This is a genomic window from Qipengyuania sp. R86523 (assembly GCF_044596365.1).
GTDB classification, from domain to species: domain Bacteria; phylum Pseudomonadota; class Alphaproteobacteria; order Sphingomonadales; family Sphingomonadaceae; genus Qipengyuania; species Qipengyuania citrea.
This window is the reverse complement of record NZ_CP138997.1, coordinates 1,334,980-1,361,649: the sequence shown is the minus strand read 5'-3', so window position 1 is coordinate 1,361,649 and position 26,670 is coordinate 1,334,980. Positions and strand designations below refer to the sequence as shown.

Genomic DNA, 26,670 nt, shown 5'->3' with positions numbered 1-26,670 from the left:
CACCTGCCGCTGCGGCTGGATATGAAAACGCCCGCCGGTGGGGCGGGCGTTTTCGTGTGGGGTTTTGCTTGCGCCTCAGGTGGCGTCGTCGACCGTGTTGGCGGCGGATTGCAGGTCGTCGCCCGCACCGCGCACGGTGTTGCAGGCGGCGGCGGTCAGCGTCATCGTGGTGATGCCGAGGGCAAGCAGAATTTTCTTGGTCATCGTCGTTCCTTCCCAAAGGGCTCCCAACGCGGGGTGCGACAGGTTCAACGGGTCATGCTTCCTTCGGTTCCGCCAGCGCGCGGCGCGCAAGGCCCAGCCGGTGTTCCCGCCAGGCGATCAGTAGTCCGGCGCCCACCACCAGCGGCGCGCCGAACCAGAACGAGACGGGCGGCAAATTGGTGAACACCAGCCAGCCGAACAGCGTGGCCCAGACGAGGCCCGAATAATCCATGACGATGACATTCGCGACCATGCCGTAGCGCAGTGCCGCAGTCAGCAGGACCTGTCCCAGCAGGCCGATGACGCCGCAGGCGAGCAGGAGCAGCCAGTCCTCCAGCGGATGCGCCTGGCCGACGAACGGCATCGCCAGCGCGAGCACGGGCACCGAGAAGAGCGAGAAGTAGAAGACGATGGTAAAGGGGTGTTCGGTGCGCCCGAGATCGCGCAGCTGGACCGAAATCAGCGCGATCATCAGCGCGGCACCGAGCGCGATCGCGGCCCCCAGCAATGGCAGTTCGCCGCCCCATGGCTGTGCGATCACGACGACGCCGGTGAAGCCCAGCGCCACCGCGCTCCAGCGCCAGACCCCGGTCGGTTCGCGCAGCACCAGCGCCGACAGCACGACGGCAAAGATCGCCGAGCTGTAGTTGAGCGTGGTGGCAACCGCGAGCGGCAGCAGCGTGGCCGCGCCGAAATTCATCGTCATGCCGACCATGCCGAAACCCGAACGGCGCAGGTGCGATCCCATCCGCGCGGTCTTGAGCGTGCCGAGTTGCCGCCGCAGCGCGAACCATCCCAGCAGGATCGGAATGGTCGGCAATTGCCGCCAGAACATGATCTCCGCGAGGTGGATGCCGCGTTCGCTGGCGAGCTTTACGCAAGCGAGCAGTCCGGCCAGCACCAGCGCCGCCGCCAGGCGCAGTCCCAGCGCGAGCAGCGGGCGGTGATGGGGATGATCGCTTTCGGGCTGCATCGCCTGTGGCGGGTAGAGCAGCCATGGCTCAGTGCAAGCGGGAGATTGAAGCCGCCGCCCGGCCGGCCCATATGCCCGCACTGTGAAAGAACCCGAATTCCTGCTGTTCGCAAGCGATGCCGAACTGGCCGCCTACTGGGGCGCGGCCTGCATAGCCGCAGCACTTGCTTGCCTGCTGATGGAACGGCGGCGGATGAAGCGGGCCGAACTCAACCGCGTCGGCTGGATGCCGTGGACCGGGCTGTTCCTCGCCTTGGCGGTCATCGGTGGCGGATTGCTGGCGGCCGCAGTGCCGGCGATCCTGCAGGGCTAGTCGCAGGCGTCACCTTCGCCGCCGAAGGCGCTCGGCGATTCCCGAAGTTCCCTAGAGGCACGCCTCGAGATAGGCCTGGTCGAAGCCGAACTGGCGCGCTTTTTCGAGCGTATAGGGGCGCAGGCCCGACGAGCGGTATTCGCCCATGATCTTGCCGTCTTCGCCCTCGTCCAGATATTCGAACTTGAACAGTTCCTGCGTCACGATCACGTCGCCTTCCATCCCGATGACCTCGGTGATGTTGGTCGTCCGGCGCGAACCGTCGCGCAGGCGCTTGACCTGGACGATGATATCGACGCTTTCGGCGATCTGGCGGCTGATGGCTTCCTTGGGGATCTTGATGTCGCCCATCAGGATCATGTTTTCCATACGGCCAAGGCATTCGCGCGGGCTGTTGGCGTGAAGCGTACACATCGAACCGTCATGGCCCGTATTCATCGCGGCGAGCAGGTCGAAACATTCCGCGCCGCGAATTTCGCCCAGGATGATGCGGTCGGGCCGCATGCGCAGGGCGTTCTTCACGAGATCGCCGATGGTGATCGCGCCTTGGCCTTCGAGGTTGGGGGGGCGCGTTTCGAGCGGCAGCCAGTGCGGCTGTTGCAGGCGGAGTTCGGCGGCGTCTTCGATAGTCAGCACGCGCTCGCCCGGGTCGATCATCTTCGACAGCGCGTTGAGCATGGTCGTCTTACCCGAGCCGGTACCGCCCGAGATGACGATGTTCATCCGGCATGCGCCCGCGATCTTCAGCGCGGTACACATCTTTTCCGACATCGAACCGAATTCCTTGAGCATGTCGAGGGTGATCGGTTTCTCGGAGAACTTACGAATGGAGATCGCAGTGCCGCGCAGTGACAGCGGCGGAACGATCACGTTCACACGCGAACCGTCTTTGAGGCGGGCATCGGCAAGCGGTGTGGTCTGGTCGACGCGGCGGCCAACCTGGTTGACGATGCGCTGCGCGATCTGGAACAGATGCGTCTCGTCGCGGAACTTGATCGGCGCGATGACGAGCTTGCCGTTCTTCTCGATATAGGTCTGGTCGGGGCCGTTGACCATGATGTCCGAGACATCGGGATCGTTGAGCAATTCCTCCAGCGGGCCGAAACCGAGCAATTCGTCGACCAGCACCTTCTCGAGCGCGAACTGCTCGCGCCGGTTCAGCGTGACCTTCAATTCGGCCAGCACTTCCATGATGATCGGGCGGAATTCCTCCGACAGTTCATCCTTGGTCAGCGTGGCGGCCGCTTCGGGATCCACGCGTTCGAGCAGACGCGGGAGCACCTGCTCCTTGATCTTGTGGACGCTGGCTTCGAAACCGCCGACTTCGCTCTGGCCCGAATGGGTCGTGTTCATCCGCTCCGCGAGGCGCGACATCGCATCGCCGTTCGCGGAGGCGGGTGCCGCGGCTTCGGGCGCGTCGGTCGGCAGCGGCGGAAACTGTTCGCCGCCATCGTCGGGTTCGGGCGATTTCGGGGACGGCGTCGGAGTGCCGCCGCGCATGGGCTTGGCGACTCCGAATTGCGGACGTGCACCGGCATTGATCCCTGCCGGCCCGTTTTTCCGTCCGAATGCGCTCATTGCCGAAAACCCCCGAGGAAATACTTGATTGGTTGGGTGAACCTTGTCCGGATATGACAAAGCTCGTCTCTCGAAACAGGGTAAATAGGCTGGAAACCTTGATTAAACGCTAATGCCCGGCGGCGCATGCGCGCCATGCCCAAAGCGCGGCGAAAACGCGCGTTTCGCCCGGATGGGCGTGGCCGAACGCGGAAAGATTGATTGCTGGACGAGAACCGCTAAGTCTCGCCGCAAGCAAGTGCGGAGAATTGAGTTAATGTGCGGAATTATCGGTATCGTCAGTTCGGAGCCGGTCGCCGACCGGCTGGTCGACGGCCTGCGCCGCATGGAATACCGCGGCTATGACAGCGCCGGCGTGTGTACGCTCGACGATGGCAAGCTGATCCGCCGCCGCGCGGAAGGCAAGCTGAACAACCTCGTCGCCGAACTCGCTGCCAATCCCGCCCCCGGCGACATGGGGATCGCGCATACGCGCTGGGCCACGCATGGCGCTCCGACCGCGCAGAACGCCCACCCGCATGCAACCGATCGCGTCGCGCTGGTGCACAACGGGATCATTGAGAACTTCAAGGAACTGCGCGCCGAATTGCAGGCAGACGGCCGGACGCTGGAAAGCGACACCGACAGCGAGGTGGTGGTCCATCTCGTCTCGCGCGAAATCGAGAACGGCAGCAGCCCGCGCGAGGCCGTGGCGCAGGTCCTGCCGCGCCTGCGCGGTGCCTTCGCGCTGGCGATCGCCTTTCGCGACCATCCCGGCATGCTGATCGGCGCCCGCCGCGGGTCACCGCTGGTGGTCGGCTATGGCGACGGCGAAACCTATATCGGTTCCGACGCGCTGGCGCTGGCGCCGCTGACGCAGCAGATCAGCTATCTAGAGGAAGGCGACTGGGTGGTCGTCACCCGCGAAGCCGCTGAAATCCACGATGCCGAAAACCAGCCGGTCGAACGCGAGATCCAGACCTCGGGCGCGTCGGCGGCAGCGGTCGAGAAGGGCAATTACCGCCACTTCATGCAGAAGGAGATCTTCGAGCAGCCGACCGTGGTCGCGCAGACGCTCGGATCCTACCTGCGCCAGTCGGACAATTCGGTCGCGCTGCCACAGTTCGATTTCGACCTGTCGCAGATCAAGCGCGTCACCATCGTGGCCTGCGGCACGTCCTTCTATGCCGGAATGGTCGCCAAATACTGGTTCGAGCAATTCGCGCGTGTCCCCGTGGACATCGATGTCGCCTCCGAATTCCGCTATCGCGAACCGGTCCTCGAAGAAGGCGGTCTGGCGCTGTTCATCTCGCAAAGCGGCGAAACCGCCGATACGCTGGCGGCGCTGCGGCACTGCAAGGAGAACGGCCAGACCATCGCGGTGATCGTCAACGTACCCACCAGCTCGATGGCGCGCGAGGCGGACCTGCTGCTGCCGACGCACGCCGGACCCGAAATCGGCGTTGCCTCGACCAAGGCCTTCAGCTGCCAGCTGGCCGTGCTTGCCGCCCTGGCGGCGCATATGGCGGTCACCAAGGGGCTGATGAGCCGCGAGGAAGAGCAGGAGGTGGTCGGCCACCTGCTCGAAGCCCCGGCCGCGCTCAACGCCGCGCTCGATCACGATGATGATATCGCCAGCATGGCGCATCTGATCGCGCCAGCCCGCGACGTGCTCTATCTGGGGCGCGGACCCGACTATGCGCTTGCTTTGGAAGGTGCGCTGAAGCTCAAGGAAATCAGCTATATCCATGCCGAAGGCTATGCCAGTGGCGAGATGAAGCACGGGCCGATCGCGCTGATCGACGACAAGGTGCCGGTAATCGTTCTGGCACCGTCCGGGCCCCTGTTCGAAAAGACCGTTTCGAACATGGAAGAAGTGCGCGCGCGCGGCGGGCAGGTGGTGCTGATTTCCGACGCCGATGGGCTCGAGCAGGCGGGCGAGGGATGCCTCGCCACGATCGAGATGCCCAAGGTCCATCCGCTGATCGCGCCGCTGGTCTATACGATCCCGGTGCAATTGCTTGCCTATCACGTCGCCTGCGTCAAAGGTACGGATGTCGATCAGCCGCGCAATCTGGCGAAGTCGGTAACCGTCGAATAGGCCCGGCAATTCGCTGTCTGCGCGGATTTCGCTAGAGGCCTTTACCGGGAGCTAAGACTTTCCCGTTAACCGTGCTGCGGTGACCGACCAGGCAACAACACAGAAAGCAAAAGCGGCGTCGCTGTCGATCAGGCAAGCCATCGGGTTCGAAACGCCCGAGGGCACCAACTGGTCGCTGGTTCACGGCCAGCAATATGCCGTCCTCAAGGACCGCGTTGGCGCGCGGGTGCTGCTGCACCTGGTGAGCTTCGCGCTCGTCGTGTTTACCGTTTATCAGACCGTCCCGGTTGCCGCGCTGGCAGCTTGGGGTCTGGGCCTGATCTCGGCGGTGCTCTATTCGGCGCGGGCCGATATTCGGCTGGGCGATGCCGACAGCCGTTCGATCTCGGTCACCGAAATGGAATCGCATGCGCTGACAACCGCCGCGAAGGGCGCGATGTGGTCGGTCGGTCTCATCCTGTGCGCGGTCTATGGCCAGCTCGGCGATACCCTGCTGGCCTGGACGATCGCGGCAATGCTGGTTCTGGCCAGCAGCGCCAGCCGCTATGGCGCGCCGCTCAGTTCGATAACCTTCGCGCTTGCGGCAGGTGTCGGCGGCCTCATCGCCAGCCTGATCGATTTCCACCCGATCCTTGCGACCGTGGTTGTCCTGTCCACGCTGCTCGCCGTGTTCGGCGTGATCGAAAGCGCGCGCGTATCGGTAGCGGTGCGGCTGGCAGAAGCGGCGATGCAGGAAAAGAGCGAAGTGGTCTCGATGCTGCTGCGCGAATTCGAGGAAGGCCAGGCGGACTGGCTGTGGCAGGTCGATACCGGCCGCCGGCTCAGGTCCGTCTCGCCGCGTTTTGCCTTTGCCCTCGGGCGCGAACCGGCGGAAATCGAAGGCGGATCGTTCCTCCAGCTGATTTCGGGCGATTGCTGGCAGACCGGACGCTTTCCGCAAAGCCTGCACGACCTGGCCGACAAGCTCAAACGGCGCCAGAATTTCTCAAATCTCGAAGTCAAGGTCACGATCGGCGGGCAGCAGCGCTGGTGGGAGCTTTCGGGCACGCCGATCGTCGACGACCGGGGCCGCTACCAGGGTTTCCGCGGTGTCGGGTCGGATATCACCGAACAGCGCGAATCGTCGGAAAAGATCGCCTACCTCGCGCGCTACGACACGCTGACGCACCTGCCCAATCGGCGGATGCTGAACGAGGCGCTGGGCGAAGCGCTCGAGCATGCGGCGGCATGGCGCTCTCGCTGCGCGCTGCTGATGATCGACCTCGACCGCTTCAAGGGCATCAACGATTCGCTCGGCCATCTGGTCGGCGACCGGATGCTGGCGGAAGTCGCGTCGCGGCTGAAGGCGCTGGTCCGCGACGGCGAAACCTGCGGCCGACTGGGCGGCGATGAATTCGCCGTCGTCCTGCGCGAAACGAGCGACCGCAGCCGGATCGACACGCTGGCGCGCGAAATCATCCAGCGCCTGTCCGAACCCTACCAGATCGAAAACCACACGCTTTACGTCGGCGCCAGCGTCGGATCGGCGATCGGCCCGCGCGATGGCCGGACGGTGGAGGAATTGCTGCGCAACGCCGATCTCGCGCTGTACCGCGCAAAGGACGAAGGCGGCGGGGCTCACCGCGAATTCGAACCCGCGCTGCATGCGAATGCCGAAGAGCGACGCCTGCTCGAAAACTCGCTCCGCCATGCACTCGCACGCGACGAATTCATGCTGCATTACCAGCCGGTGGTCGATGCGACGACCGAGGAAGTGGTCAGCTTCGAAGCGCTCATCCGCTGGAACAGCCCCGAACACGGTTTCGTCAGCCCGGCCAAGTTCATTCCGCTGGCCGAAGATACCCGCCTGATCGTTCCGATCGGCAATTGGGTGATGGAACGCGCCTGCCTCGAAGCGGCCGAGAACTGGCCCGAACACATGCGGGTCAATGTCAATGTTTCACCCGAGCAATTGCTCGAAACCGATTTCGTCGGCTCGGTAGTACGCGCGCTGTCGCAAAGCGGGCTCAACGCCAAGCGGCTCGAGATCGAAGTCACCGAAAGCATCTTCCTGCGCGATGCCAGCATCGCGCGCGAGGCGCTGGAACGGTGCATGGCGCTGGGATGCTCGATCGCGCTCGACGATTTCGGCACCGGCTATTCCTCGCTCGGCTATCTGCGCCGGCTCAAGTTCTCGACCATCAAGGTCGACCGCTCGTTCGTGCAGGGGGCCGCGCAACAAAGCCCCGAATCGCTGGCGATCATCCGCGCGGTCGTCGCCATGGCGGACAGCCTCGGCATGACCACGACGGCGGAGGGCGTCGAGAACGACGAAGAAGCGCAGATGATCCGCGAACTGGGCTGCACCAAGATCCAGGGCTACCACTTCGGACGCCCGATGCCGGCCGGGGACGTGCTGGACGTTATGGCCCGCCAGACAGGAAGCCCGCGCGCCGAAAGCGCCTGATCAGGCGTCCGCGAGCGAGCGGAGCGCGTTTTCGAACAACGCCAGCCCGTCGGTTCCGCCATGTGCTGGATCGACCGCGCGTTCGGGGTGCGGCATCATACCCAGGACATTCCCCGCAGCATTGAGCACGCCGGCAATGTCGCGTCTCGAGCCGTTGCAGTTCTCGACATAGCGGAAGGCGACGCGGCCTTCGCCTTCGAGCCGGTCGAGCGTATCCTCGTCAGCAAAGTAATTACCGTCGTGATGCGCCACGGGGATGTCGATGGTCTGGCCGCTGGCAAAGCCCGCGGTGAACAGGGAAGTGCTGTTCTCGACCTTCAGCGGGACGGTCCGGCAGATGAAGTTCTGGCTGGCATTGCGCATCAGCGCGCCGGGCAGCAGGCCGGCTTCGGTGAGCACCTGGAAGCCGTTGCAGACGCCCAGCACGGGCACACCGCGTTCGGCATGTTGCTTGACCCCGCGCATGACCGGGCTGTTCGCCGCCATCGCGCCCGAACGCAGGTAGTCGCCATAGGAGAAGCCGCCGGGCAGCGCGATGAAATCGAGCCGCTCGGGCAGTTCGGCATCGGCGTGCCAGACCCGCAGCGGGGGAGTGCCCGTTACACGTTCGATCGCCACCGCCATGTCGCGGTCGCAATTGGAACCGGGGAAAGTGATGACGGCGGCGCGCAGGGCCATCAGCCGACCTTCTCGATGCGGTAGTTTTCGATCACCGTATTGGCGAGCAGCTTCTCGCACATATCGGTCAGCGCCGCGTCACTGGTATCGTCGGCCACGTCGAGTTCGATCGACCGCCCCACGCGGACATCCTCAACGCCCTCGAAACCAAGCCCTTCGAGGGCATGGTGGACGGCACGACCCTGCGGATCGAGAACGCCGGGCTTGAGCGAGACATGGACGCGGATCTTCATCGAGCAGGCCTTTCGTGTTGGCGGGCCTATGGCGCAGGCTTTGCCGGCATTCAAGTAGGCTGCGGGGTACCGGGTCATGGCCGGCGCAGTGGCCGATCGGTGACGGTTGTAGCGCAATTGCAACAACGGTAATGATTCTGCCGCATTGGCGGCGGTGATGCCCCCGGATGCCGCGCGATCTGCTATGGCGCGGCCACGGCGACGATGCCGCTCCCCTCCAAATGCGTGCCCGACTCTGGACGCGCTCAAGCAGGAATCCCCCACGACATGACCATTCGTTCCACCGCCGCCCGCTTCATCGGGGCGAGCACTCTCGCTGTGGCAGCCTTCGCCGCGCAGCCGGCCCTGGCGCAGGAGGCCGATGCCTCCGGTGCCGAAGAAGCTGCCAACGGCCAGCTCAACACCATCATCGTGACCGCCAACCGGCGCGAGGAAAACCTGCAGGACGTCGCAGTCTCGGCCGCCACGCTCGATGCCGACACCGTGCGCACGATCTTCGATGCCGGTGCCGAAATCACCGCGCTCGCTGCGCGCGTGCCGGGCCTGTTCGTCGAAAGCTCGAACGGCCGCGCCGCACCGCGCTTCTATATCCGCGGTCTCGGCAACACCGATTTCGATCTCGCCGCATCGCAGCCGGTCTCGGTGGTGATGGACGATGTCGTGATGGAGAACGTCACGCTCAAGTCCTTCCCGATCTTCGATGTCGAGCGCATCGAAGTGCTGCGCGGCCCGCAGGGCACGCTGTTTGGCCGCAACACGCCCGCCGGCATCGTCAAGATCGATACGGTCAAGCCGGGCGATGAGTTCGCGGTCGACGGTTCGGTCAGCTACGGCAGCTTCAACAGCGTTTCGGCCGATGGCGGCGTCACGCTGCCGCTCGCACCCGGCGTGGTGTCGCTGCGCCTTTCGGGCCTGTGGCAACAGCGCGACAACTGGGTCGACAACGGTTTCACCGGCGAGGAAGACGTCTACGGCGCCTACAGCGAAGTGGCGGGCCGTGCGCAGCTGCTGATCACCCCCGGCGACCGTCTGTCGGTCCTCGGCAGCTACTCGGTTCGCGACCTCGATGGGCAGTCGACGCTGTTCCGCGCCAACATTCTCGGCCCCGGCGACAACGATCTCAACGACAATTACGACCGCGACACGGTGTTCTACGATGCCGGCGGGCGCAACGATGCCGCCTACAAGGCCGAGATCGCGACTGCGAAGGTCGATTACGAAGCCGATTTCGCGACCTTCACCAGCATCACCAGCTGGGCCAACAGCGAAGGCCGCAGCCGCGGCGATATCGACGGGGGCAACCTCGTCACCGGTCCGGGCTTCATCCCGTTTCCCAGCGACACGCAGGATTCGATCGATCTCGAGCAGTTCACGCAGGAAGTCCGCATCGCGTCGGCTGCGAATGGCCCGGTGCAATGGCAGGTCGGCGGCTTTTATTTCGACAGCGAATTCGATGTCACCACGATCGGCTTCGACTTCCCGCCGCCCGTGACCGTCAACCACACCAACGAGAGCTGGGCGGTATTCGGCCAGGTGACGGGTGAAATCACCCCCGCGCTCAAGCTGACCGGCGGCCTGCGCTATACCGAGGACGAGAAGGCGTTCGCAGTGACGCAGACCTCATTCATCTCGGGCCCGGGTGCGCAGGAACGCAGCGTCAAGGACGAGCGCATCAGCTGGGATCTCGCGGCATTCTACGATGTCGGCGCCGACGCCAGCGTCTACGCGCGCGTGGCGAGCGGTTTCCGCGCGCCGACCATCCAGGGCCGCGACGTGGCCTTCGGTTCGGCACCGTCGATCGCGACCTCGGAAAAGATCATGAGCTACGAAGCCGGGTTCAAGTCCGAATTCGCGGGCCGCAGCGTGCGTTTGAACGGCGCGGTCTATTACTACACCATCGACGATCCGCAGTTCACTGCGGTCGGTGGTGCGGGCAACCTCGTGCAGCTGGTCAATGCCGACCAGGGCCGCGGCTACGGCTTCGAACTGGACAGTGCTTTCCAGATCACGCCCGATTTCCTCGTCACGGCAGGCGTCAGCTGGAACAACACCGAGATCCAGGACGATACGCTTGCCGTGGGCATCTGTTTCCAGTGCACCGTGACCGACCCGACCGTGGTCCTGTCGGGCAACACCCGCGCGCTGGTGGACGGCAACCCGTTCCCCAATGCGCCCGAATGGATCGCCGACGTGACCGCGCGCTACGGCGTTCCGGTGGGCAATGCGGGCGAGATCTTCGCCTTCACCGACTGGGCCTACCAGGGCAAGACGAACATCTTCATCTACGAAAGCGCCGAGTTCAACACAAACAACCAGATCGAGGGCGGGCTGCGTGTCGGCTATGCCAGGCTCGACGGGACCTTCGAAGTCGCCGCCTTCGTGCGCAACATTCTCGACGCCGACAATGTGAAGGGCGGCATCGACTTCAACAACAACACCGCCTTCGTCAACGATCCGCGCGTGTTCGGTATCTCGGCCCGCGTCAGCTACTGAGCGGCGACGGACGACCGACAGAAAAGGGCCGGGGGGAGCGATCCCTCCGGCCCTTTTTCTATGCCAACGCCGCGCCGCCCGGCTTGCGCCGGGTGCGGCTGACCGCGTTACTTCTTGGGCTTGGACGGCGTCCGCAGCCGGCCGCGATGCGCGCTCATGTCGAGCACTTCGCCCGGGCCGCTGTCTTCGTTCTGCAGCAGGCCGAGACGCCGCGCGACTTCCTGATAGGCTTCGCTTTCGCCGCCCATGTCGCGCCGGAAGCGGTCCTTGTCGAGCTTTTCGCCGGTGTTGATATCCCACAGGCGGCAGCCGTCGGGGCTGATCTCGTCGGCCAGGATGACGCGGCTGTAGTCCCCGTCCCAGATACGGCCGAATTCCAGCTTGAAATCCACGAGGCGGATATCGATCGCGCTGAACATGCCCGACAGGAAATCGTTGATGCGGATCGCCATGCTCGACATGTCCTGCAGCTCTTCATGGCTGCACCAGTTGAAGCAGGCGATTTCCTCTTCGGAGACCTTGGGATCGCCCAGCGAATCGTCCTTGAGGCAATATTCGATCAGCGTGTGCGGCAGCAGCTCGCCTTCCTCGATCCCGAGGCGCTTGCTCAGCGTACCCGCAGCGACATTGCGCACCACCACTTCGAGCGGAATGATCTCCACCTGGCGCACCAGCTGCTCGCGCATGTTGAGGCGGCGCATGAAATGCGTAGGGATGCCGATGTGCGACAGCCGCGTGAACACATATTCGCTGATGCGATTGTTGATCACGCCCTTGCCGTTGATCGTGCCCTTCTTCTCGGCGTTGAACGCAGTCGCGTCATCCTTGAAATACTGAATGATCGTGCCCGGTTCGGGGCCTTCGTAGAGGATCTTGGCCTTGCCTTCGTAGATCTGGCGCCGACGAGCCATGAATATGCGTTCCTTCACGCTGGAAAAGTCAGCGCCCCGGCGACGGAATCGACTGGCGATTGCGACTGCCGGGGCGTGTAGCGAGCCATACAGAAGCCGATTGACGAAAGCAATTGCAGGCACGCGGTGGGGTGGTTAGCGCGCGCGGCATGGCTATGGGTCGCACCACCAACACTCCCCTTGCCGCGCAGGTCGACGATCTGACGGGTCTGGCGCGCGCGGCGCGGCTGCGCAGCCTGTCGCTTCCCGGCGGCGCCGATTTCTCGTCGAACGATTACCTCGCGCTGGCGGGCAGCGGGAGGCTCAAGAACGCCGTGATGGACGCGCTCGAGCGCGGCGTTCCCGTCGGTTCGGGCGGTTCGCGCCTGCTGCGCGGCAATCATCCCGAACACGAGGCGCTGGAGGCGGAGGCCGCCAGCTTCTTCGGCTGCGAAAGCGCGTTGTTCCTTGCCAATGGCTACGGCGCCAACAGCGCGTTGCTGTCGGCACTGCCCCAGCGCGGCGATGCGATCTTCCACGACGCGCTGGTCCATGCCAGCGCGCACGAAGGGATGCGCCTGTCGCGGGCCGAATGTATTGCGGTACCGCACAATGATGTCGGCGCCTTCGCCGAAGCGCTTGCGCACTGGCGGGCGGGCAATGCCGCGGGCCAGGCGTGGATCGCGGTCGAAACGCTCTACAGCATGGACGGCGACCGCGCACCGATTGCCGAACTTGCCGATCTGGCGGATCGCCATGGCGCGGTGCTGCTGGCGGACGATGCGCATGCCACCGGCGTTTTCGGCAATGGCGGCCGGGGGCTGGCAGCGCATATCGACGGGCGCGACAATGCGATCGTGCTGCGCACCTGCGGGAAGGCCCTGGGCAGCGAAGGCGCGCTGCTGTGCGGGCCGCGGGCAATGCGCGACCATGTCATCAATCGCGGACGGGGCTTCATCTTCTCCACCGCGCCATCGCCGCTGATGGCCGCCTGCGTGCGCGAGGCGCTGAGGATCGTGGAGGAGGAGCCGGAACGGCGCGAAGCGCTGCACGATCTGATCGGCTATGCGGGCCGCAAACTCGCGCCCTTCGGCGTCAGCACCAGCGGATCGCAGATCATCCCGCTGGTGCTGGGTGACGAAGCACGGACTATGCAGATTGCCGGGGCGCTGCGCAGCGCGGGCTTCGATATCCGCGGCATTCGCCCGCCCACCGTTCCTGCGGGCAGCAGCCGCCTGCGCATCTCGCTCACTCTCAATATCGGCCGGGCACAGATCGACGCGCTGGCCGACACGCTTTCAGAGATTCTCGCATGAATGCATTCACCGTCACCGGAACCGATACCGATGTGGGCAAGACCGTCTTCGCCGCCGCGCTCACCGGCGCGCTCGATGCGCATTACTGGAAGCCGGTGCAGGCCGGGCTGGATGAGGGCGGCGACCGGGCGCAGGTGGCGAAGCTCGCGGGTCTGCCCGAAACCCGCGTGCTGCCCGAGGTCTATCGCCTGGCGACGCCCTGTTCGCCGCACCGCGCAGCCGAGATCGACGGGGTCGCCATCGATCCCGAGCGGCTGGCACTCCCCGCGCAGCGTCCGCTGGTGGTCGAGGGGGCGGGCGGCGCACTGGTGCCGCTTGGCGGGGCCTTGCTCTACGCCGACATGTTCGCGCGCTGGGGCCTGCCTGCGATCGTCGTCGCGCGCACTGCGCTGGGCACGATCAACCATTCGCTGCTGACGATCGAAGCGCTGCGCGCGCGCGGGGTAGCGATCCACGGCGTGGCCTTTGTCGGCGACGCGGTGGAGGATAGCGAGGCGACGATCTGCCGGCTCGGCGCGGTGAAGCGGCTTGGCCGCCTGCCGCTGCTCGGCACGCTCGACGCGGCGTCGCTTGGCCGGGCCTTTACCGACAATTTCGATATGGCGGATTTCGCATGACCCACTCGCCCGTATGGCATCCTTTCACGCAGCACGGGCTGGGCGATCCGGTTCCGCTGGTCACGCATGCCGAAGGCGCTGTGCTGCACACCGAAGACGGCCGCCGCGTGGTGGACGCGATCTCGAGCTGGTGGGTGACCACGCATGGCCACTGTCACCCGCGGATCATGGCGGCAATCGCCGACCAGGCGCAGCGGCTCGACCAGATGATCTTCGCCGGCTGGACGCACCAACCGGCAGAGGATCTCGCGCGCGAACTGTGCCGGATCCTGCCCGATGAGCTGACCCGCGTGTTCTTTTCCGACAGCGGTTCGACTGCAGTCGAGGTCGCGCTGAAGATGGCGCTCGGCTTCTGGACTCACCGCGGCGAGGACCGCAGCCGGATCGTGGTGATGGAGCACTCCTATCACGGCGATACGATCGGCGCGATGTCGGTGGGTGCGCGCGGGGTGTTCAACGCCGCCTATGCGCCGTTGCTGTTCGATGTCGGGCGCGTGCCCTTTCCCGGGAATGATCCGCAGCCCACTCTCGACGCGCTCGAAGCCGAATGCACGGGCGGGGCGGCGGCGTTCATCGTCGAACCGCTGGTGCTGGGGGCGGGCGGCATGCTGATGTATCCGCCCGCAGTGCTGGCCGAGATGCGCGCGATCTGCGCCCGCCACGGCACGCTGTTCATCGCCGACGAGGTGATGACCGCTTGGGGCCGCACCGGCACGCTGACCGCCTGCGAACAGGCCGATGTCGTGCCCGATATCATGTGCCTGTCCAAGGGGCTGACCGGCGGGGCGATGCCGCTGGCGGTGACCATGGCGAGCGAGCCGATCTGGGATGCGCACTATTCGACCGACCGCACGCGTACCTTCTACCATTCGTCGAGCTATACCGCGAACCCGGTGGCCTGCGCGGCGGCCAATGCCAATCTCGCGATCTGGCGCGAGGAACCGGTGCCTGAGCGGATCGCGGCGCTGGCAGCGAAGCAGCAGGCGCATCTCGATACGCTGGCGGATCACGCGATGGTGCGCAACGCGCGGCGCTGCGGGACGATTGCCGCGCTGGAGCTGGGCGAGCCGGGCGGCAGCTATCTGTCCGACCTCGGGCCGAAGCTGCTGCGCCGGTTCCGCGAGGCGGACCTGCTGCTGCGCCCGCTTGGCAACACCGTCTATGTCATGCCGCCCTATTGCATCGAAGACGATGACCTGGCGCGCATCTGGGCCGAGATCGGCACCGCAGCGGACGCCATCGCCGCCGACTAACGAACAGTCGGTTCGCGTGCGGGGGCAGCGTCTTCGACCGCGGGGGCGTGGTCGCGTTTCAGCTTCTCGATCAGCCGGCCCAGCGTGGCGCGCTGGACGAGGACGCTGAACAGCACCGCGGCGAAGGTCGCGGCAAGGATCAGGTCGCGCGTTTCGCCGGCGGGTAGCGACAGCGCCAGCGCGATCGAAATGCCGCCGCGCAGCCCGCCCCACCACAGCACGCGGCCCGCGCCCTTGTCCTGCAGCCGTGCAGCGGGGATCGCCTTGGTCGAGACAAAGATACCGACCCCGCGCGCGGCCAGCGTCAGCGGGATTGCGGCCAGCGCCAGCACCAGTTCGTCGAAACCCGCGACCAGCACGATCATTTCCAGCCCGATCAGCAGGAACAGCACCGAATTGAGCAATTCGTCGACCAGCTCCCAGAACTTGACGAGGTAATCGCGCGTCACGTCGCTCATCGCATATGTAACGCCGTGGTTGCCGATCAGCAGGCCGGCCACCGCCATCGCCAGCGGACCCGAAAGCGTGAGGTAGTTGCACAGCGCATAGCCGCCCATCACCACCGCCAGCGTGACCAGCACCTCGAGCGTGTATTCGTCCATCCCCGCCAGCGCGCGGTAGCCGACATAGCCCGCGACGAGCCCGATCAGGATGCCGCCGCCCGCCTCGATCGCGAACAGCCGTGCGCCCTCGGCAAACGAAAAGTCGTTCCCGCTCACCGCCGCGCCGAGCAGGATGATGAACACCACGATGCCGACACCGTCATTGAACAGGCTCTCGCCCGCCACCGCGCTCTGCAGCGATTGCGGGACCTTTTCCTCGCGCAGCACGCCGAGCACCGAAACCGGGTCGGTCGGGGCGATCAGCGCGCCGAAGACGAAATACCAGATCGGCGCGATCCCCAGCGCCAGCAGCATGCCCACGCCCCACATGGCGAGCCCGACGAGCACGGTCGAAATCATCACGCCCACGGTGGAGAGCAGCAGCACGGGCAGCCACGCGACCTTGAGGCGGTCGAGATCGACATGCAGCGCGCCGGCGAACAGCAGGAAGCTGAGCATGCCCTGCAGCAGCGTCTCGGTGAAGTTGAGCTGCTGCAGCGTGTCGGCGACCCAGTCGTCGAGCGTCACGCCGGGGATGAAGGCATCGGCCACCGTCAGGCCGATTGCCCCCAGCGCGCCCATAACGGTCAGCCCGATGACATGCGGCAGCTTGAGGAAATGGTGATTGAACCAGCCGAGCAGCGCGGAGGCGACCACGAGGATCGCGGCGATGTCGAAGGCGGAAAGCGCGGTGCTGGTGGTGTCATGCATCCCGGCTGACTAGCGCGGGCGGGGAAGCAGGGGAAGCTATCGGGGCGAAGTGGTGCCCAGGGGCGGAGTCGAACCACCGACACGACGATTTTCAGTCGTCTGCTCTACCACTGAGCTACCCGGGCACACTGCTTCGGCGGAGGGGCCTGAACAGCCCCGCGAGCAATGAGAGCGCGCCTATGGCGAAGCTGGCACGCCTTGGCAAGGGGGGAATTTCAGTCTTCCGAACCTTGCGTCACTGCAACCGCGATTTCTTCGGGCAGTGCGGAGCGGCCGGGCACGGAATATCCGTCGCCGAACCACTGCGACAGGTCGCGATCGCGGCAGCGCGCGGAACAGAACGGCGTGTGCTCCTCGCTGCGCGGTTTCTTGCAGATGGGGCAGGGGCGGGGTTTAGTCGTCATGCGCCACGATCTGGGCGGTGGCCGCCTCGATCGCAAGGCCCGGATCGATCTCTATCCGCACCCGGCGCGCGGTCCGCCGTTCTAGCTCCGCCAGCCACTCGGCCTTAAGCTTCGCTTTTACCGCGGGATGGACGGTGAGCAGCGTCGCGCCCGGCCCTTCGACCAGTTCGGCGCGTCGCAACGCCATGCGCGCCGCCGCCCCGATTCGCGCGGTGGCAAAGCGGTGCAGCAGCGAGGGCCCGTCGAGCCGCGCCACGATATGGACGAAACCGAAGCCGTTCATCGCGGTCCGCTCGTGCGGCCAGCCGCCCAGCGCGGCATCGAGCGCGGCATCCACGGCCTTGCGATCGGCCTTTGTTGCCAGCGTGGGAAAGTCGATCCCGATCGAACCGCCGAGGTCGAACAGGCGCAGCCAGCGCGCGATTTCGGGCACCGCCGCCAGGGCCAGTTCGCGCGGCGGGCGGTCGCCGTCGATATCGATCAGCGTCATGGCGGGCGTCACGCTGAACAGCAGCGCGCCGCCGGCGAACGCGACCTCGCCCGCAGACGCAGTGTGCCATACCTCTTCCCACGCGCCAGCAGGCAGCCGGCGGACCGTATCGCCCATCGCGAAAACATCGTCCGCCTGTTGCGAAGGGCTGTTGTCCGTGTCCTCGACCACCCGCGCCTGCGCACGCTTGAACCGTCCGCGTTCGGCGATCGCCGCGCGCGTGACGACCAGCGGCACCGCCGCGCCTTCGTTGCAATGGGCGGGAATGCGGTCGACCATGAGCTCGGTACCATTGGCCATCCGCGCGAGGCCGCGGCTGCGGCCGGCGGGCTTGGATACCAGCACTGCCTGTGCCCGGCTGCCGACTGGCAAATCGCCCGGCCAGCGCAGCCTGGCGGCGAGGATGTCATCGCCTTCGACCAGCAGGGCACGGCTTTCGCCGATGCCATGCTCGACCAGCCAGTCAGGCAAGGTCGAACCCGGCGGATTTGAGCAGCGTGCGCGTTTCGTAGAGCGGCAGGCCGACCACGCCCGAATGGCTGCCCTGGATCCGGCGGATCAGCCCTTCGGCGATCCCCTGGATGGCATAGCCGCCCGCCTTGCCTTCCCACTCGCCGCTGGCGAGATAGGCGTCGATCTCGTCGGTCGAGAGGCGCTTGAAGATCACCACCGTCTCGCTCAGCCGTTCGCGCAGCCTGCCGTCGGGGGCGCGCAGCGCGATCGCGGACAGCACGCGGTGGCGGCGGCCCGACAGCAGTTCGAGACAGCGCCGCGCGGTCGCTTCGTCCTCTGCCTTGGGCAGGATCCGCCGACCGGCGCAGACCACCGTATCCCCGGCCAGGACATGGCCATCGTCCGAGGCCGCGGCTGCGGCCTTTTCGCGGGCCATGCGGGTGGCATAGTCGCGCGGCAGTTCGCCAGCGAGCGGGGTTTCATCGATATCGGCAGGATTGATCGCAGCCGGCTCCACGCCGAGGCGCGCGATGAGTTCGCGCCTGCGGGGACTGGCCGATGCGAGGATGAGTGTGGGCTGGCCCACGTGCCGTTACTGCGGGCCGGGGCCGCCGCGACCGGGCATGAAGCGGTAGGTGATGCGCGCCTTGGTCAGGTCGTAGGGCGTGAGTTCGCAGAGCACTTCGTCGCCCACCAGCACGCGGATACGGTTCTTGCGCATCTTGCCGGCCGTGTGGCCGAGCACTTCATGGCCGTTCTCGAGCTCGACGCGGAACATCGCATTGGGCAGCAGTTCAACCACCTTGCCGCGCATTTCGAGAAGTTCTTCTTTCGCCATGTATTTCCTTGGATCGTGTCGTTGGACGATTTGTATCGCGCGCCCATAGCCTCAGTGGGTGAGAAAGGGAAGTGGCAGACGTTAATCGCGGTGCAAGTCTGCTGCGACACTTTGTTACGCAAGGATTGTTGCTCACCCGCCTGAGCTGCTTCAGGACCGGGTGAGGGGGCGGACACGAGACCACGATTGAGGACCGCGAAACCTGCCATGCAATTTCTCACCCGCATATCCGTACTTGCGCTGACCATCGCCCTTGCCGCGCCGGGCCATGCCCAGGACGCGGCGCCCGCCACCGGCCAGGGCGGCGCCGGGGGCGAGGCGCTGCCCGAGAACGCGATCATCGTGACCGGCGAACGCATCCGCGGCGAAGTCGAAACCGAGGTTCCGCCGGTGGTCGAACTCGATGAAGACGATATCGCCGCTTATGGCGCGGATTCGCTGGCCGATCTGGTCGAACAGCTGGCGCCGCAGACCGGTTCGGCCAGCGGCCGTGGTAGCGGGCGTCCCGTGTTCCTCGTCAACGGTCGCCGTGTCTCGGGCTTTCGCGAATTCCGCCGCTATCCTCCCGAGGCGATCGTGAAGGTGCAGGTCTTCCCCGAGGAGGTCGCGCTGCAATATGGCTATCCTGCCGACCAGCGTGTGATCAACTTCATCCTCAAGGACAATTTTTCCAGCCGCGAGGTCGAACTCGAATACGGCCAGCCGACGCGGGGAGGCCGGTCGAACGGCGAGGTCGAATATTCGCAGCTGACCATCAATGGCGGAGACCGCCTGTTGTTCGGTGCCGAATTCAACAGCTCGTCGCTGCTGTCCGAGGCCGAGCGCGATATCATCCAGACCACAAGCAACACGCCCACCGTAGCGAGCGATCCCGATCCGGCCGAGTTCCGCAGCCTCGCCTCCGACAGCGAGGGCATCGAACTCGAAACCACCTGGAACACCACCTTCGGCGAGGGCGCACGCGTGCCAAGCCTGTCGGTCAACGCCAATCTCGACCGCAGTTTCTCGCGCTCGCTCTCGGGTCTCGATACGGTCCTGCTGACCGATCCGGACGGGAATTCGCAGCTGCGCGCGATCGACGACGACCCGATCACGCGGCGGACCAGGTCGACCACCGCCTCGCTCGGCAGTTCGTTCAACGCCCCGATCGACGATTGGGATCTCGCGCTTACGGTGGATGCGACCCGCGGGTGGAACACCACGTGGACCGATCAGCGACGCGATACCGCCGCGCTTGTTGCGGCTGCCGCCGCGGGTGAAATCGACATTGCGGGCGATCTCGGTCCGCTGGCGGGCGGCGGTATCGAGCAGGCCGACAGCAGGACCTACACGCTCGACAGCCTCCTGACATTGACCGGGCGACCGATCCTGCTGCCCAGCGGCGAGGTGAACGTCACCGCGAAAGCAGGTTTCAACCTCGACGGGATCGACAGCGAGGACACGCGCAATCCCGGCGTCGAAACCTCGCTCGATCGCCGCGAATTGCTGGCGGGGCTCAACCTGGCCATCCCGCTCGCCAGCGCGCGTGAGGGCTTCCTCGCGCCGCTGGGCGAGCTGACGCTCGATCTCGGCGGCGGGGTCGAGGACCTGTCGGACTTCGGGCTGCTGACCAATTGGAACGCGGGGCTCAACTGGCGCCCATCCGACAGCCTCTCGCTGCAGGCCAGCTACAGCGTGCGCGAACAGGCTCCGGGGATCGCGCAGCTAGGCAATCCGCAGATCGTCGACCTGAACGTCCCGGTCTACGATTTCACGACCGGTGACACCGTGCTCGCCAATGTGGTCACGGGGGGCAATCCCGATCTGCTGGCGGAGACTCAGCGCGACATCAAGCTGGCGGCCTCCTACGATTTCGACCTGTTCGACCGGTCGAACTTCCGCGTCGAATATGTCCGCAACCGGTCGGACGACGTGACCGAAAGCTTCCCGCTGCTCACCCCCGCAATCGAGGCGGCATTCCCCGATCGGGTGACGCGCGAGAGCGGCCAGCTGGTCGAGCTTGACCGGCGCGCAGTGACCTTTGCCGAGCGCGGCTCGTCGCGCATCCGGTATGGCTTCAATTTCTTCGGCCGCGTCGGCTCGGAATCGGAGGGCGGCTCGCGCAGTGGGCGCGGCGGGATGATGGCGCGGATCGCGTCCGCAGCCGCAGGTTCGGGCGCACAAAGTCAGGGGCAGGGACAAGGGCCGGGAGGCGGGACCAGCGATCGCGCGCGCTTCCAGCAGCTGCGCCAACAGTTCTGCTCATCCGAGGGTCAGCCCGATATCTCGCAACTGCCTGAACGGATGCAGCAGCGCCTGCGCGGCGAGAATGGCGAGGTCGACCCGGAGCGTGTCGCACAGGCGCGCGAGCGGATTTGCAGCGCCGACGGGATGCAGGCCCGCGAAGAGATGGAGGCCGCGCGCATACGGCTGTGCACCGGCTGGAATCCGGCCGATCCCGCCGCCTCGACTCCGGTCGACCTCGCGGCTCTGCCGGAACGCGTGCGCGAGCGGCTGGCGGGCCCCGACGGCCAGGTCGATCCCGAGCGGCTCAACCAGCTTCGTGCGCGCGTCTGTGCAGCCCCCGGCGGCGAACGCGGTCCCGGCGGTGAGGGCAGCGACGCGGGCGAATCGCCGGCTGCGGGCGGTGAAACGCGCGGCGGCGGCGGGCGCGGTCGTGGCGGTGGTTCTGGTGGCCCCGGTGGCGGACAGGGACGCTGGAACCTTTCGGTCTATCACACGATCGAGCTGGAGAATTACGCGGTCATCGCCAACGGCATCCCGCAGCTCGACCTGCTGGACGGCGATGCGCTCAGCGGCAGCGGTGTGAACCGGCACAATGTCACGATGGAAGGCGGGCTGTTCCACAACGGCCTCGGCGCGCGCCTGGCGGCCAATTACGCCAGCGGATCGCAGGTCGACAACCTCAGCTTCCACGACCTTGCGACCTTCGACTTGCGGTTGTTCATGAACCTCGAACAGCAGCAGTGGCTGGCGGGCGACAATCCCGGCTTCCTCAAGGGCGCACGGCTCTCGCTGCGAGTGGACAATCTGTTCGACGCGCAGCAGCGCGTGACCGACGAAACCGGCACGGTCCCGCTGAGCTACCAGCCGTGGCTGGTCGACCCGCTCGGCCGGACGTTCGAGATCGAGTTCCGCAAGGTCTTCTGATTGCCCGCGACGGGCGGAGCGCGGCGGGCAATCCGGCTAGAGCGCTTCGCCCGCCGCCACGCCGCTGGCCCAGGCCCACTGGAAATTGTAGCCGCCCAGCCAGCCGGTGACATCGACGGCCTCCCCGATCGCGTAAAGGCCGGGCACGCGCTTGGCTTCCATCGTCTTGGAGGAGAGCTCGGCGGTGGCGATCCCGCCGACGGTGACCTCGGCCTTGGCGAAGCCCTCGGTCCCGTTGGGCTGGAACGTCCAGCGCTTCAGCCGTTCGCCCGCCCCGCGCAAGGCCTTGTCGGGCGCGTTGCCGAACTCGACCTCCAGCCCCAGCCGCTCGGCGAGGATATCGGCCAGCCGCGCGGGCAGGCGTTCGCGCAGCCATGCGCGCAGCGTCGATCTGGGCGCGGCGCGCTTGGCGTCGAGCAGGAAATCGCCGCTTTCGTCGGGCAGGAAATCGACGAACAGCGGCTCGCCCGGACGCCAGTAGGAACTCGCCTGCAGGATCGCGGGTCCCGACAGTCCGCGGTGCGTGAACAGCGCCGCCTCGGCAAAGCGCGCCTTGCCCGCGCTGGTCACCACCGGCGCGGAAACCCCGGAGATGTCGCGGAACAGCACTTCCTCGCCGCCCAGCGTCAGCGGCACCAGCGCCGGGCGCGGCTCGACCACCTTGAGACCGAACTGCCGCGCGAGGTCATAGGCATAGCCGCTTGCGCCCATCTTGGGGATCGAGGGTCCGCCGGTGGCTATCACCAGCGAAGGCGCGCGAAACCGGCCCGATGGCGTGGTGACGGTGAACCCGCCGGCCTGTTCGACCGAGGCGATTTCCTCGCCGCAGCGCAGGTCTACCTCGCCCTTCGCGCATTCCTCCAGCAGCATGGCAACGATCTGCTTGGCCGACCCGTCGCAGAACAGCTGGCCGAGGGTCTTTTCGTGCCAGGCGATGCCATGGCTTTCGACCAGTGCGAGGAAATCGCGCGCGGTGTAGCGCGCCAGCGCCGACTTGGCGAAATGCGGATTGGCCGACAGGTAATTGGCCGGACCCGCACCGATATTGGTGAAATTGCAGCGCCCGCCGCCCGAGATCAGGATTTTCTTGCCCGGTGTCGCCGCGCGTTCGAGCAGCAGCACGCGGCGCCCGCGCTGCCCCGCACGCGCCGCACACATCAGCCCCGCCGCGCCTGCGCCCAGGACGATCGCATCGAAATCCTCGGCCATCTATGCCTCGTCGAGCGGATACTCGGGCTTCTGGCGCGCCGCGACGAAATAGAGCAGCGTGCCCACCACCAGCAGCCCGCCGAACACCAGCCACGACTGCGTCTGCGCCTGCGCGGCGATGAACAGCGAGCTGGCCACCGCGAAGACCACGCAGAACAGGTGCAGCGGGTCGATCCGCCCCTCGCGGTGTTCGAGCACGGGCAGCGCGCAGCTGGTCACGACATAGGTCACCAGCCGCACCAGCGTGCCCGCGATCGCCAGCACTTCGAAGCCTTCCCACAGGCCGAACAGCATTGCCGCCACGCCGTAGAACAGGATCGCGTTGAACGGGGTAAGGAAGCGCGGGTGGACATATTCGAACCAGCGCGGGAGCATGCCGCGCTCGGCCATGCCGTACATCAGCCGCGGCTGCGCCACCCCGCTGGCGAAATTGTTCGCCCCGATGCTGAAGCTGGCCGCGACGACGATCGCAAGCGACCCGATCTGCCCCATAGAGGCACCCGCCACGCCCGCCAGCGCATTGTCCTCGCCCGCGAACTGGGGGCCGATCGCGATGAAGGCCCAGATGATCGCCATGTAGAGCAGCGTTACCCCGCTCACCATGGTCACGATCGACAACGGCACGTCGCGCTTGGGATGCTTGAACTCGCCCGCCGCCTCGACCACGCCCTCGAAGCCGATGAAGGCATAGAAGGTCAGCAGGATGACCGTCTCGACCTGGCTGAACTGCGGCAGCGTCACCGCCCCCATCTCGCCGCCCGCGAAGAAGGCCGACAGGATCAGCGCGCCCAGTGGCAGCAGCTTGATCGCGGTCATCACGCCCAGCGCGCCGACCGATGCGCGCATGCCGTAGAGATTGATCGCGGTGATCAGCGCCAGCCCCACCGCCACCGCGACGGGCGAGGCGACCGGCCCCGCCAGTTCGGGGAACAGCGCGGCGAGATAGGCGACCATCACATGCATGTTCGCCGCCGCGGTCACGATCGCGCTGGCATAGCGCGCCCAGCCGGCCTGGAAGCCGACGAAGCGCCCGAAGGCGGCCTCGCCATAAAGCACCGATCCGCCGCTATGCTCGAACCGGGTGGCCATCCAGGCATAGCACAGCGCCAGCGGCAGGAAGAGGATCCCGCCGACCAGCATCATCCATGGGGCGAAGTTGCCCACTGCCGCCACCAGCACTGCGGGCAGCGCGAAAATCCCCGCGCCGATCATCCCGTTGAGCGGGAACAGCGAGGTCCCCCAGAAGCCGACCGTGCGCGGCGGTGCAATTTTGGTTGGGTCCATCGCCCGGGGGATGGCGGCAAAACCGGCTTTGCACAAGCCGATGCGGCGCACTATCTCCCCTTGCATGTCGCGCACGAAAGCCGGTTCCCCGCATGATCCGAGAGGCAAGGAGCGGTTCCACGAGGACCGCGCCACCAAGACCGTGGCCGGTGCGCAGCCCGATCTCGAAGCGGGCATCGCCGCGATCCGCGAAACGGTAAAGACGCTCAAGCCGCGCCCGGGCGTCTACCGGATGCTCGATGCGCGCGGCGACGTACTCTATGTCGGCAAGGCGCGGAGCCTCAAGGCGCGGGTCGCCAATTACACGCAGATCAAGGGCCTCACCAACCGCATCCAGCGGATGATCAGCCAGTGCCGCGCGATGGAAATCGTGGTCACCAATTCGGAGGCCGAAGCGCTGCTGCTCGAAGCGCAGCTGATCAAGCGTTACCGCCCGCCGTTCAACGTGCTGCTGCGCGACGACAAGAGCTTTCCCTTCATCCTGCTGCGCGCCGACCACGCCTTCCCGCGGATCACCAAGCATCGCGGCGCGCGCAAGGCCAAGGGCAATTACTACGGCCCCTTCGCCAGCGCGGGCAGCGTCAACAAGACGCTCAACGCGCTGCAGAAACTGTTCCTGCTGCGCAGCTGCACCGACAGTTTCTTCAACAATCGCGACCGGCCCTGCCTGCTGTACCAGATCAAGCGCTGCAGCGCGCCCTGCGTCGGCCGGATCGACGAGCCGGGGTATGAGAAACTGGTGCGCGAGGCGAAGGACTTCCTCGGCGGCAAGTCGAGCGCGGTGCAGCAGGATCTGGAAAAACAGATGGCGAAGGCGGCGGAGGATCTCGATTTCGAGACCGCCGCGATCCTGCGCGACCGGCTGCGCGCGGCGACCTTCATCCAAGGCAGCCAGGCGATCAACGCGCAAGGCGTGGGCGATGCCGATGTCTTCGCGCTCGCCGCCAAGGGCGGACAGGTCGGGGTGCAGGCCTTCTTCATCCGCGGCGGGCAGAACTGGGGCCACCGTACCTTCTACCCGCGCAATACGGGCGAGCTCGAGAAGGAGGAGGTGCTCTCCGACGTATTGCTGCAATTCTACGAGGAAGTGCCGCCGCCGCGCACCATCCTCGTCGACCGCGCGCTGCCCGAACAGGACCTCGTTGCCGAAGCGCTGTGCGAGAAGGCGGGGCACGGCGTCGCGATCTCGATCCCGCAGCGCGGCACGCGGCGCAAGCTGATGCAGCAGGCGAGCCGCAATGCAGTCGAGGCGCTAGAGCGGCGGCTGGCCGAAACCGGGACCAAGGCGAAGGTCCTGCGCGACCTCACCGAATTCCTCGAACTGGAAGAGGTCCCGCAGCGGATCGAGGTTTACGACAACAGCCATATCCAGGGCGACAAGGCGCTGGGCGCAATGGTCGTCGCCAGCCCCGAAGGCTTCGAGAAGGGCCAGTACCGCAAGTTCAACATCAAGACCGCGCAGACCAATGACGATTTCGCCATGATGCGCGAAGTGATGGAACGCCGCTTCCGCAAGCTGGCCGAAGCGGGCCGCGATCTCGACGCGCGCACCGAGGGCAAGGGGCACGAGGCGATCTGGCCCGATCTGGTGCTGATCGATGGCGGCAAGGGGCAGATGTCGAGCGTGCGCGACACGCTGGAGGAAATGGGGATCGAGGATGTCCCGCTGATCGCCATCGCCAAGGGCCCGCATCACGGGCGCGAGGGGCGCGAGGTGTTCCATTTCCCCGACGGGCGCGAAAAGACGCTGCCGGTCAATTCGCCGCTGCTGTTCTACCTCCAGACGCTGCGTGACGAAGTCCACCGCTACGCCATCGGCGCCCACCGCGCCAAACGCAGCCGCGCGATCACCGCCTCACCGCTCGACGAGATTCCCGGCATCGGCCCGTCGCGCAAACGCGCGCTGCTGCTGCATTTCGGCACCGCGGGGAAGGTGCGGGCGGCCGCGTTGGATGATTTGAAACGCGCGCCCGGTATCAGCGCGGGCGTGGCGCAGCAGGTGTACGATTTCTACCACGCGGGGGGGTGAGGGCGGGGTGGCCGCTAACAATTCATTGCGGACGTTCACTCGATGGGTGATGGCCAGCATTCGAAACGCGCATTCTCGGTCGAGTTCATTCCCCTTATTGCGAAGCCGGGCAGTTGTTGCAGCCGAGCGAGTGCCTCCGTCTCGCCGGTCGCCAACTGAGGAAAGGCGACCCTCGTTTGGCCGGTGGTGTCATTGAGAAGCCACCAGACGTCTGCTCCGCAAGGGCCATCGTCATTTGTCTCAATATAAACAGCAGCAAGATCCGCCAGCTTGATGCGCTGCTCGGCCTGCTTGGGCGCTCGACAGACAATCTCATCGTCCGGTGTCACTTCGACCACGAATTGCGCTTCAGGATGCTTCACGCGACCAAGATGCCTTGGAAAAGGCCTTGGCGCAATGTGGGCATTCCACCCCAAACTCGGTCAT

General features: G+C 66.0%; 23 protein-coding genes and 1 tRNA gene. 9 read left to right on the top strand and 15 right to left on the bottom strand.

Annotated elements, in window-relative coordinates; translation table 11 throughout:
- Positions 1-75 precede the first annotated feature (75 nt).
- Together SJY12_RS06750 and SJY12_RS06745 are read right to left on the bottom strand one after the other, a co-directional pair.
- A complete protein-coding gene (locus SJY12_RS06750) occupies positions 76-204 on the bottom strand; it encodes a hypothetical protein (protein WP_255357748.1) in 129 nt (42 codons plus the stop codon).
- A 52-nt stretch (positions 205-256) separates the two neighbouring features.
- Entirely contained in the window at positions 257-1,177 is a 921-nt protein-coding gene (locus SJY12_RS06745; RefSeq protein ID WP_397504848.1) for a DMT family transporter, read from the bottom strand.
- Between the two features lie 82 nt (positions 1,178-1,259).
- Here SJY12_RS06745 and SJY12_RS06740 point away from each other — a divergent pair, with 82 nt between their 5' ends.
- Positions 1,260-1,490, top strand: a complete 231-nt coding sequence (locus SJY12_RS06740; protein ID WP_063506533.1) for a hypothetical protein — start codon at positions 1,260-1,262, stop codon at positions 1,488-1,490.
- A gap of 51 nt (positions 1,491-1,541) precedes the next feature.
- On the opposite strand, the gene SJY12_RS06735 is transcribed toward SJY12_RS06740, so the two are convergent.
- Complete coding sequence (locus SJY12_RS06735) at positions 1,542-3,068, bottom strand: CpaF family protein (RefSeq protein WP_050599799.1); 1,527 nt, start codon at positions 3,066-3,068, stop codon at positions 1,542-1,544.
- Between the two features lie 256 nt (positions 3,069-3,324).
- Here SJY12_RS06735 and glmS point away from each other — a divergent pair, with 256 nt between their 5' ends.
- Entirely contained in the window at positions 3,325-5,148 is a 1,824-nt protein-coding gene (gene glmS, locus SJY12_RS06730) for a glutamine--fructose-6-phosphate transaminase (isomerizing) (protein WP_341859993.1), read from the top strand.
- Positions 5,149-5,227: 79 nt separating this feature from the next.
- The gene (locus SJY12_RS06725) at positions 5,228-7,594 is read left to right on the top strand and encodes an EAL domain-containing protein (RefSeq protein ID WP_341859992.1); all 2,367 of its coding nucleotides are present in this window, start codon (positions 5,228-5,230) and stop codon (positions 7,592-7,594) included.
- On the opposite strand, the gene purQ is transcribed toward SJY12_RS06725, so the two are convergent.
- Both purQ and purS read right to left on the bottom strand, forming a co-directional pair.
- Positions 7,595-8,266: a phosphoribosylformylglycinamidine synthase subunit PurQ gene (gene purQ / locus SJY12_RS06720; RefSeq protein ID WP_397506661.1), complete on the bottom strand. Its 672-nt coding sequence runs from the start codon at positions 8,264-8,266 to the stop codon at positions 7,595-7,597.
- A 5-nt stretch (positions 8,267-8,271) separates the two neighbouring features.
- Complete coding sequence (gene purS / locus SJY12_RS06715) at positions 8,272-8,505, bottom strand: phosphoribosylformylglycinamidine synthase subunit PurS (RefSeq protein ID WP_063506530.1); 234 nt, start codon at positions 8,503-8,505, stop codon at positions 8,272-8,274.
- A gap of 267 nt (positions 8,506-8,772) precedes the next feature.
- Here purS and SJY12_RS06710 point away from each other — a divergent pair, with 267 nt between their 5' ends.
- The gene (locus tag SJY12_RS06710) at positions 8,773-10,998 is read left to right on the top strand and encodes a TonB-dependent receptor (RefSeq protein ID WP_397504847.1); all 2,226 of its coding nucleotides are present in this window, start codon (positions 8,773-8,775) and stop codon (positions 10,996-10,998) included.
- 107 nt (positions 10,999-11,105) lie between these two features.
- Here the strand turns inward: SJY12_RS06710 and purC are convergent, their stop codons facing one another.
- A complete protein-coding gene (gene purC / locus SJY12_RS06705; RefSeq protein ID WP_050599882.1) occupies positions 11,106-11,909 on the bottom strand; it encodes a phosphoribosylaminoimidazolesuccinocarboxamide synthase in 804 nt (267 codons plus the stop codon).
- Between the two features lie 149 nt (positions 11,910-12,058).
- Between purC and SJY12_RS06700 the strand changes: the two genes are divergently transcribed.
- The 3 genes from SJY12_RS06700 to SJY12_RS06690 are packed head-to-tail and all read left to right on the top strand — an operon-like array spanning position 12,059 to position 15,074.
- Entirely contained in the window at positions 12,059-13,204 is a 1,146-nt protein-coding gene (locus SJY12_RS06700) for an 8-amino-7-oxononanoate synthase (protein ID WP_397504846.1), read from the top strand.
- Positions 13,201-13,821: a dethiobiotin synthase gene (bioD, locus tag SJY12_RS06695; RefSeq protein WP_397504845.1), complete on the top strand. Its 621-nt coding sequence runs from the start codon at positions 13,201-13,203 to the stop codon at positions 13,819-13,821. The genes SJY12_RS06700 and bioD overlap by 4 nt, the downstream gene beginning before the upstream one ends.
- Positions 13,818-15,074: an adenosylmethionine--8-amino-7-oxononanoate transaminase gene (locus SJY12_RS06690; RefSeq protein ID WP_397504844.1), complete on the top strand. Its 1,257-nt coding sequence runs from the start codon at positions 13,818-13,820 to the stop codon at positions 15,072-15,074. Before bioD ends, SJY12_RS06690 begins: the two co-directional genes overlap by 4 nt.
- Here SJY12_RS06690 and SJY12_RS06685 read toward each other — a convergent pair.
- From SJY12_RS06685 to infA, 6 genes are all read right to left on the bottom strand, one after another.
- Positions 15,071-16,387 (bottom strand): sodium:proton antiporter, encoded by a 1,317-nt coding sequence (locus SJY12_RS06685; RefSeq protein WP_160767219.1) that lies wholly within the window; start codon positions 16,385-16,387, stop codon positions 15,071-15,073. The genes SJY12_RS06690 and SJY12_RS06685 overlap by 4 nt on opposite strands.
- Positions 16,388-16,437: 50 nt before the next feature.
- Positions 16,438-16,512: transfer RNA gene (locus tag SJY12_RS06680), tRNA-Phe, on the bottom strand.
- 90 nt (positions 16,513-16,602) lie between these two features.
- A complete protein-coding gene (locus SJY12_RS06675) occupies positions 16,603-16,791 on the bottom strand; it encodes a DNA gyrase inhibitor YacG (RefSeq protein ID WP_397504843.1) in 189 nt (62 codons plus the stop codon).
- A complete protein-coding gene (locus tag SJY12_RS06670) occupies positions 16,781-17,752 on the bottom strand; it encodes a ribonuclease E/G (RefSeq protein WP_397504842.1) in 972 nt (323 codons plus the stop codon). Before SJY12_RS06670 ends, SJY12_RS06675 begins: the two co-directional genes overlap by 11 nt.
- On the bottom strand, positions 17,745-18,320 hold the full coding sequence (locus SJY12_RS06665; protein ID WP_050599788.1) for a nucleoside triphosphate pyrophosphatase: 576 nt from the start codon (positions 18,318-18,320) through the stop codon (positions 17,745-17,747). The genes SJY12_RS06670 and SJY12_RS06665 overlap by 8 nt, the downstream gene beginning before the upstream one ends.
- Before the next feature lie 6 nt (positions 18,321-18,326).
- A complete protein-coding gene (infA, locus tag SJY12_RS06660) occupies positions 18,327-18,572 on the bottom strand; it encodes a translation initiation factor IF-1 (RefSeq protein ID WP_047806247.1) in 246 nt (81 codons plus the stop codon).
- 207 nt (positions 18,573-18,779) lie between these two features.
- Between infA and SJY12_RS06655 the strand changes: the two genes are divergently transcribed.
- Positions 18,780-21,722: a TonB-dependent receptor plug domain-containing protein gene (locus tag SJY12_RS06655; protein ID WP_397504841.1), complete on the top strand. Its 2,943-nt coding sequence runs from the start codon at positions 18,780-18,782 to the stop codon at positions 21,720-21,722.
- 36 nt (positions 21,723-21,758) lie between these two features.
- Here the strand turns inward: SJY12_RS06655 and SJY12_RS06650 are convergent, their stop codons facing one another.
- Positions 21,759-22,931, bottom strand: a complete 1,173-nt coding sequence (locus tag SJY12_RS06650; protein ID WP_397504840.1) for an NAD(P)/FAD-dependent oxidoreductase — start codon at positions 22,929-22,931, stop codon at positions 21,759-21,761.
- A complete protein-coding gene (locus SJY12_RS06645) occupies positions 22,932-24,215 on the bottom strand; it encodes an APC family permease (protein WP_397504839.1) in 1,284 nt (427 codons plus the stop codon). It abuts the gene before it with no gap.
- A 64-nt stretch (positions 24,216-24,279) separates the two neighbouring features.
- Here SJY12_RS06645 and uvrC point away from each other — a divergent pair, with 64 nt between their 5' ends.
- Complete coding sequence (gene uvrC / locus SJY12_RS06640; RefSeq protein WP_397504838.1) at positions 24,280-26,244, top strand: excinuclease ABC subunit UvrC; 1,965 nt, start codon at positions 24,280-24,282, stop codon at positions 26,242-26,244.
- A gap of 35 nt (positions 26,245-26,279) precedes the next feature.
- Here the strand turns inward: uvrC and SJY12_RS06635 are convergent, their stop codons facing one another.
- On the bottom strand, positions 26,280-26,606 hold the full coding sequence (locus SJY12_RS06635) for a hypothetical protein (protein WP_082847565.1): 327 nt from the start codon (positions 26,604-26,606) through the stop codon (positions 26,280-26,282).
- Positions 26,607-26,670: the final 64 nt, after the last annotated feature.

Bases quoted from the DNA above. Each gene is read 5' to 3' on its own strand.
- glmS (WP_341859993.1), top strand. From the start codon at position 3,325: ATGTGCGGAATTATCGGTATCGTCAGTTCGGAGCCGGTCGCCGACCGG.
- purC (WP_050599882.1), bottom strand. From the start codon at position 11,909: ATGGCTCGTCGGCGCCAGATCTACGAAGGCAAGGCCAAGATCCTCTAC.
- bioD (WP_397504845.1), top strand. From the start codon at position 13,201: ATGAATGCATTCACCGTCACCGGAACCGATACCGATGTGGGCAAGACC.
- SJY12_RS06710 (WP_397504847.1), top strand. From the start codon at position 8,773: ATGACCATTCGTTCCACCGCCGCCCGCTTCATCGGGGCGAGCACTCTC.
- SJY12_RS06735 (WP_050599799.1), bottom strand. From the start codon at position 3,068: ATGAGCGCATTCGGACGGAAAAACGGGCCGGCAGGGATCAATGCCGGT.
- SJY12_RS06700 (WP_397504846.1), top strand. From the start codon at position 12,059: ATGGCTATGGGTCGCACCACCAACACTCCCCTTGCCGCGCAGGTCGAC.
- SJY12_RS06750 (WP_255357748.1), bottom strand. From the start codon at position 204: ATGACCAAGAAAATTCTGCTTGCCCTCGGCATCACCACGATGACGCTG.
- purS (WP_063506530.1), bottom strand. From the start codon at position 8,505: ATGAAGATCCGCGTCCATGTCTCGCTCAAGCCCGGCGTTCTCGATCCG.
- uvrC (WP_397504838.1), top strand. From the start codon at position 24,280: ATGTCGCGCACGAAAGCCGGTTCCCCGCATGATCCGAGAGGCAAGGAG.
- SJY12_RS06745 (WP_397504848.1), bottom strand. From the start codon at position 1,177: ATGCAGCCCGAAAGCGATCATCCCCATCACCGCCCGCTGCTCGCGCTG.
- SJY12_RS06690 (WP_397504844.1), top strand. From the start codon at position 13,818: ATGACCCACTCGCCCGTATGGCATCCTTTCACGCAGCACGGGCTGGGC.
- SJY12_RS06675 (WP_397504843.1), bottom strand. From the start codon at position 16,791: ATGACGACTAAACCCCGCCCCTGCCCCATCTGCAAGAAACCGCGCAGC.
- infA (WP_047806247.1), bottom strand. From the start codon at position 18,572: ATGGCGAAAGAAGAACTTCTCGAAATGCGCGGCAAGGTGGTTGAACTG.
- SJY12_RS06645 (WP_397504839.1), bottom strand. From the start codon at position 24,215: ATGGACCCAACCAAAATTGCACCGCCGCGCACGGTCGGCTTCTGGGGG.
- SJY12_RS06655 (WP_397504841.1), top strand. From the start codon at position 18,780: ATGCAATTTCTCACCCGCATATCCGTACTTGCGCTGACCATCGCCCTT.
- SJY12_RS06685 (WP_160767219.1), bottom strand. From the start codon at position 16,387: ATGCATGACACCACCAGCACCGCGCTTTCCGCCTTCGACATCGCCGCG.
- SJY12_RS06650 (WP_397504840.1), bottom strand. From the start codon at position 22,931: ATGGCCGAGGATTTCGATGCGATCGTCCTGGGCGCAGGCGCGGCGGGG.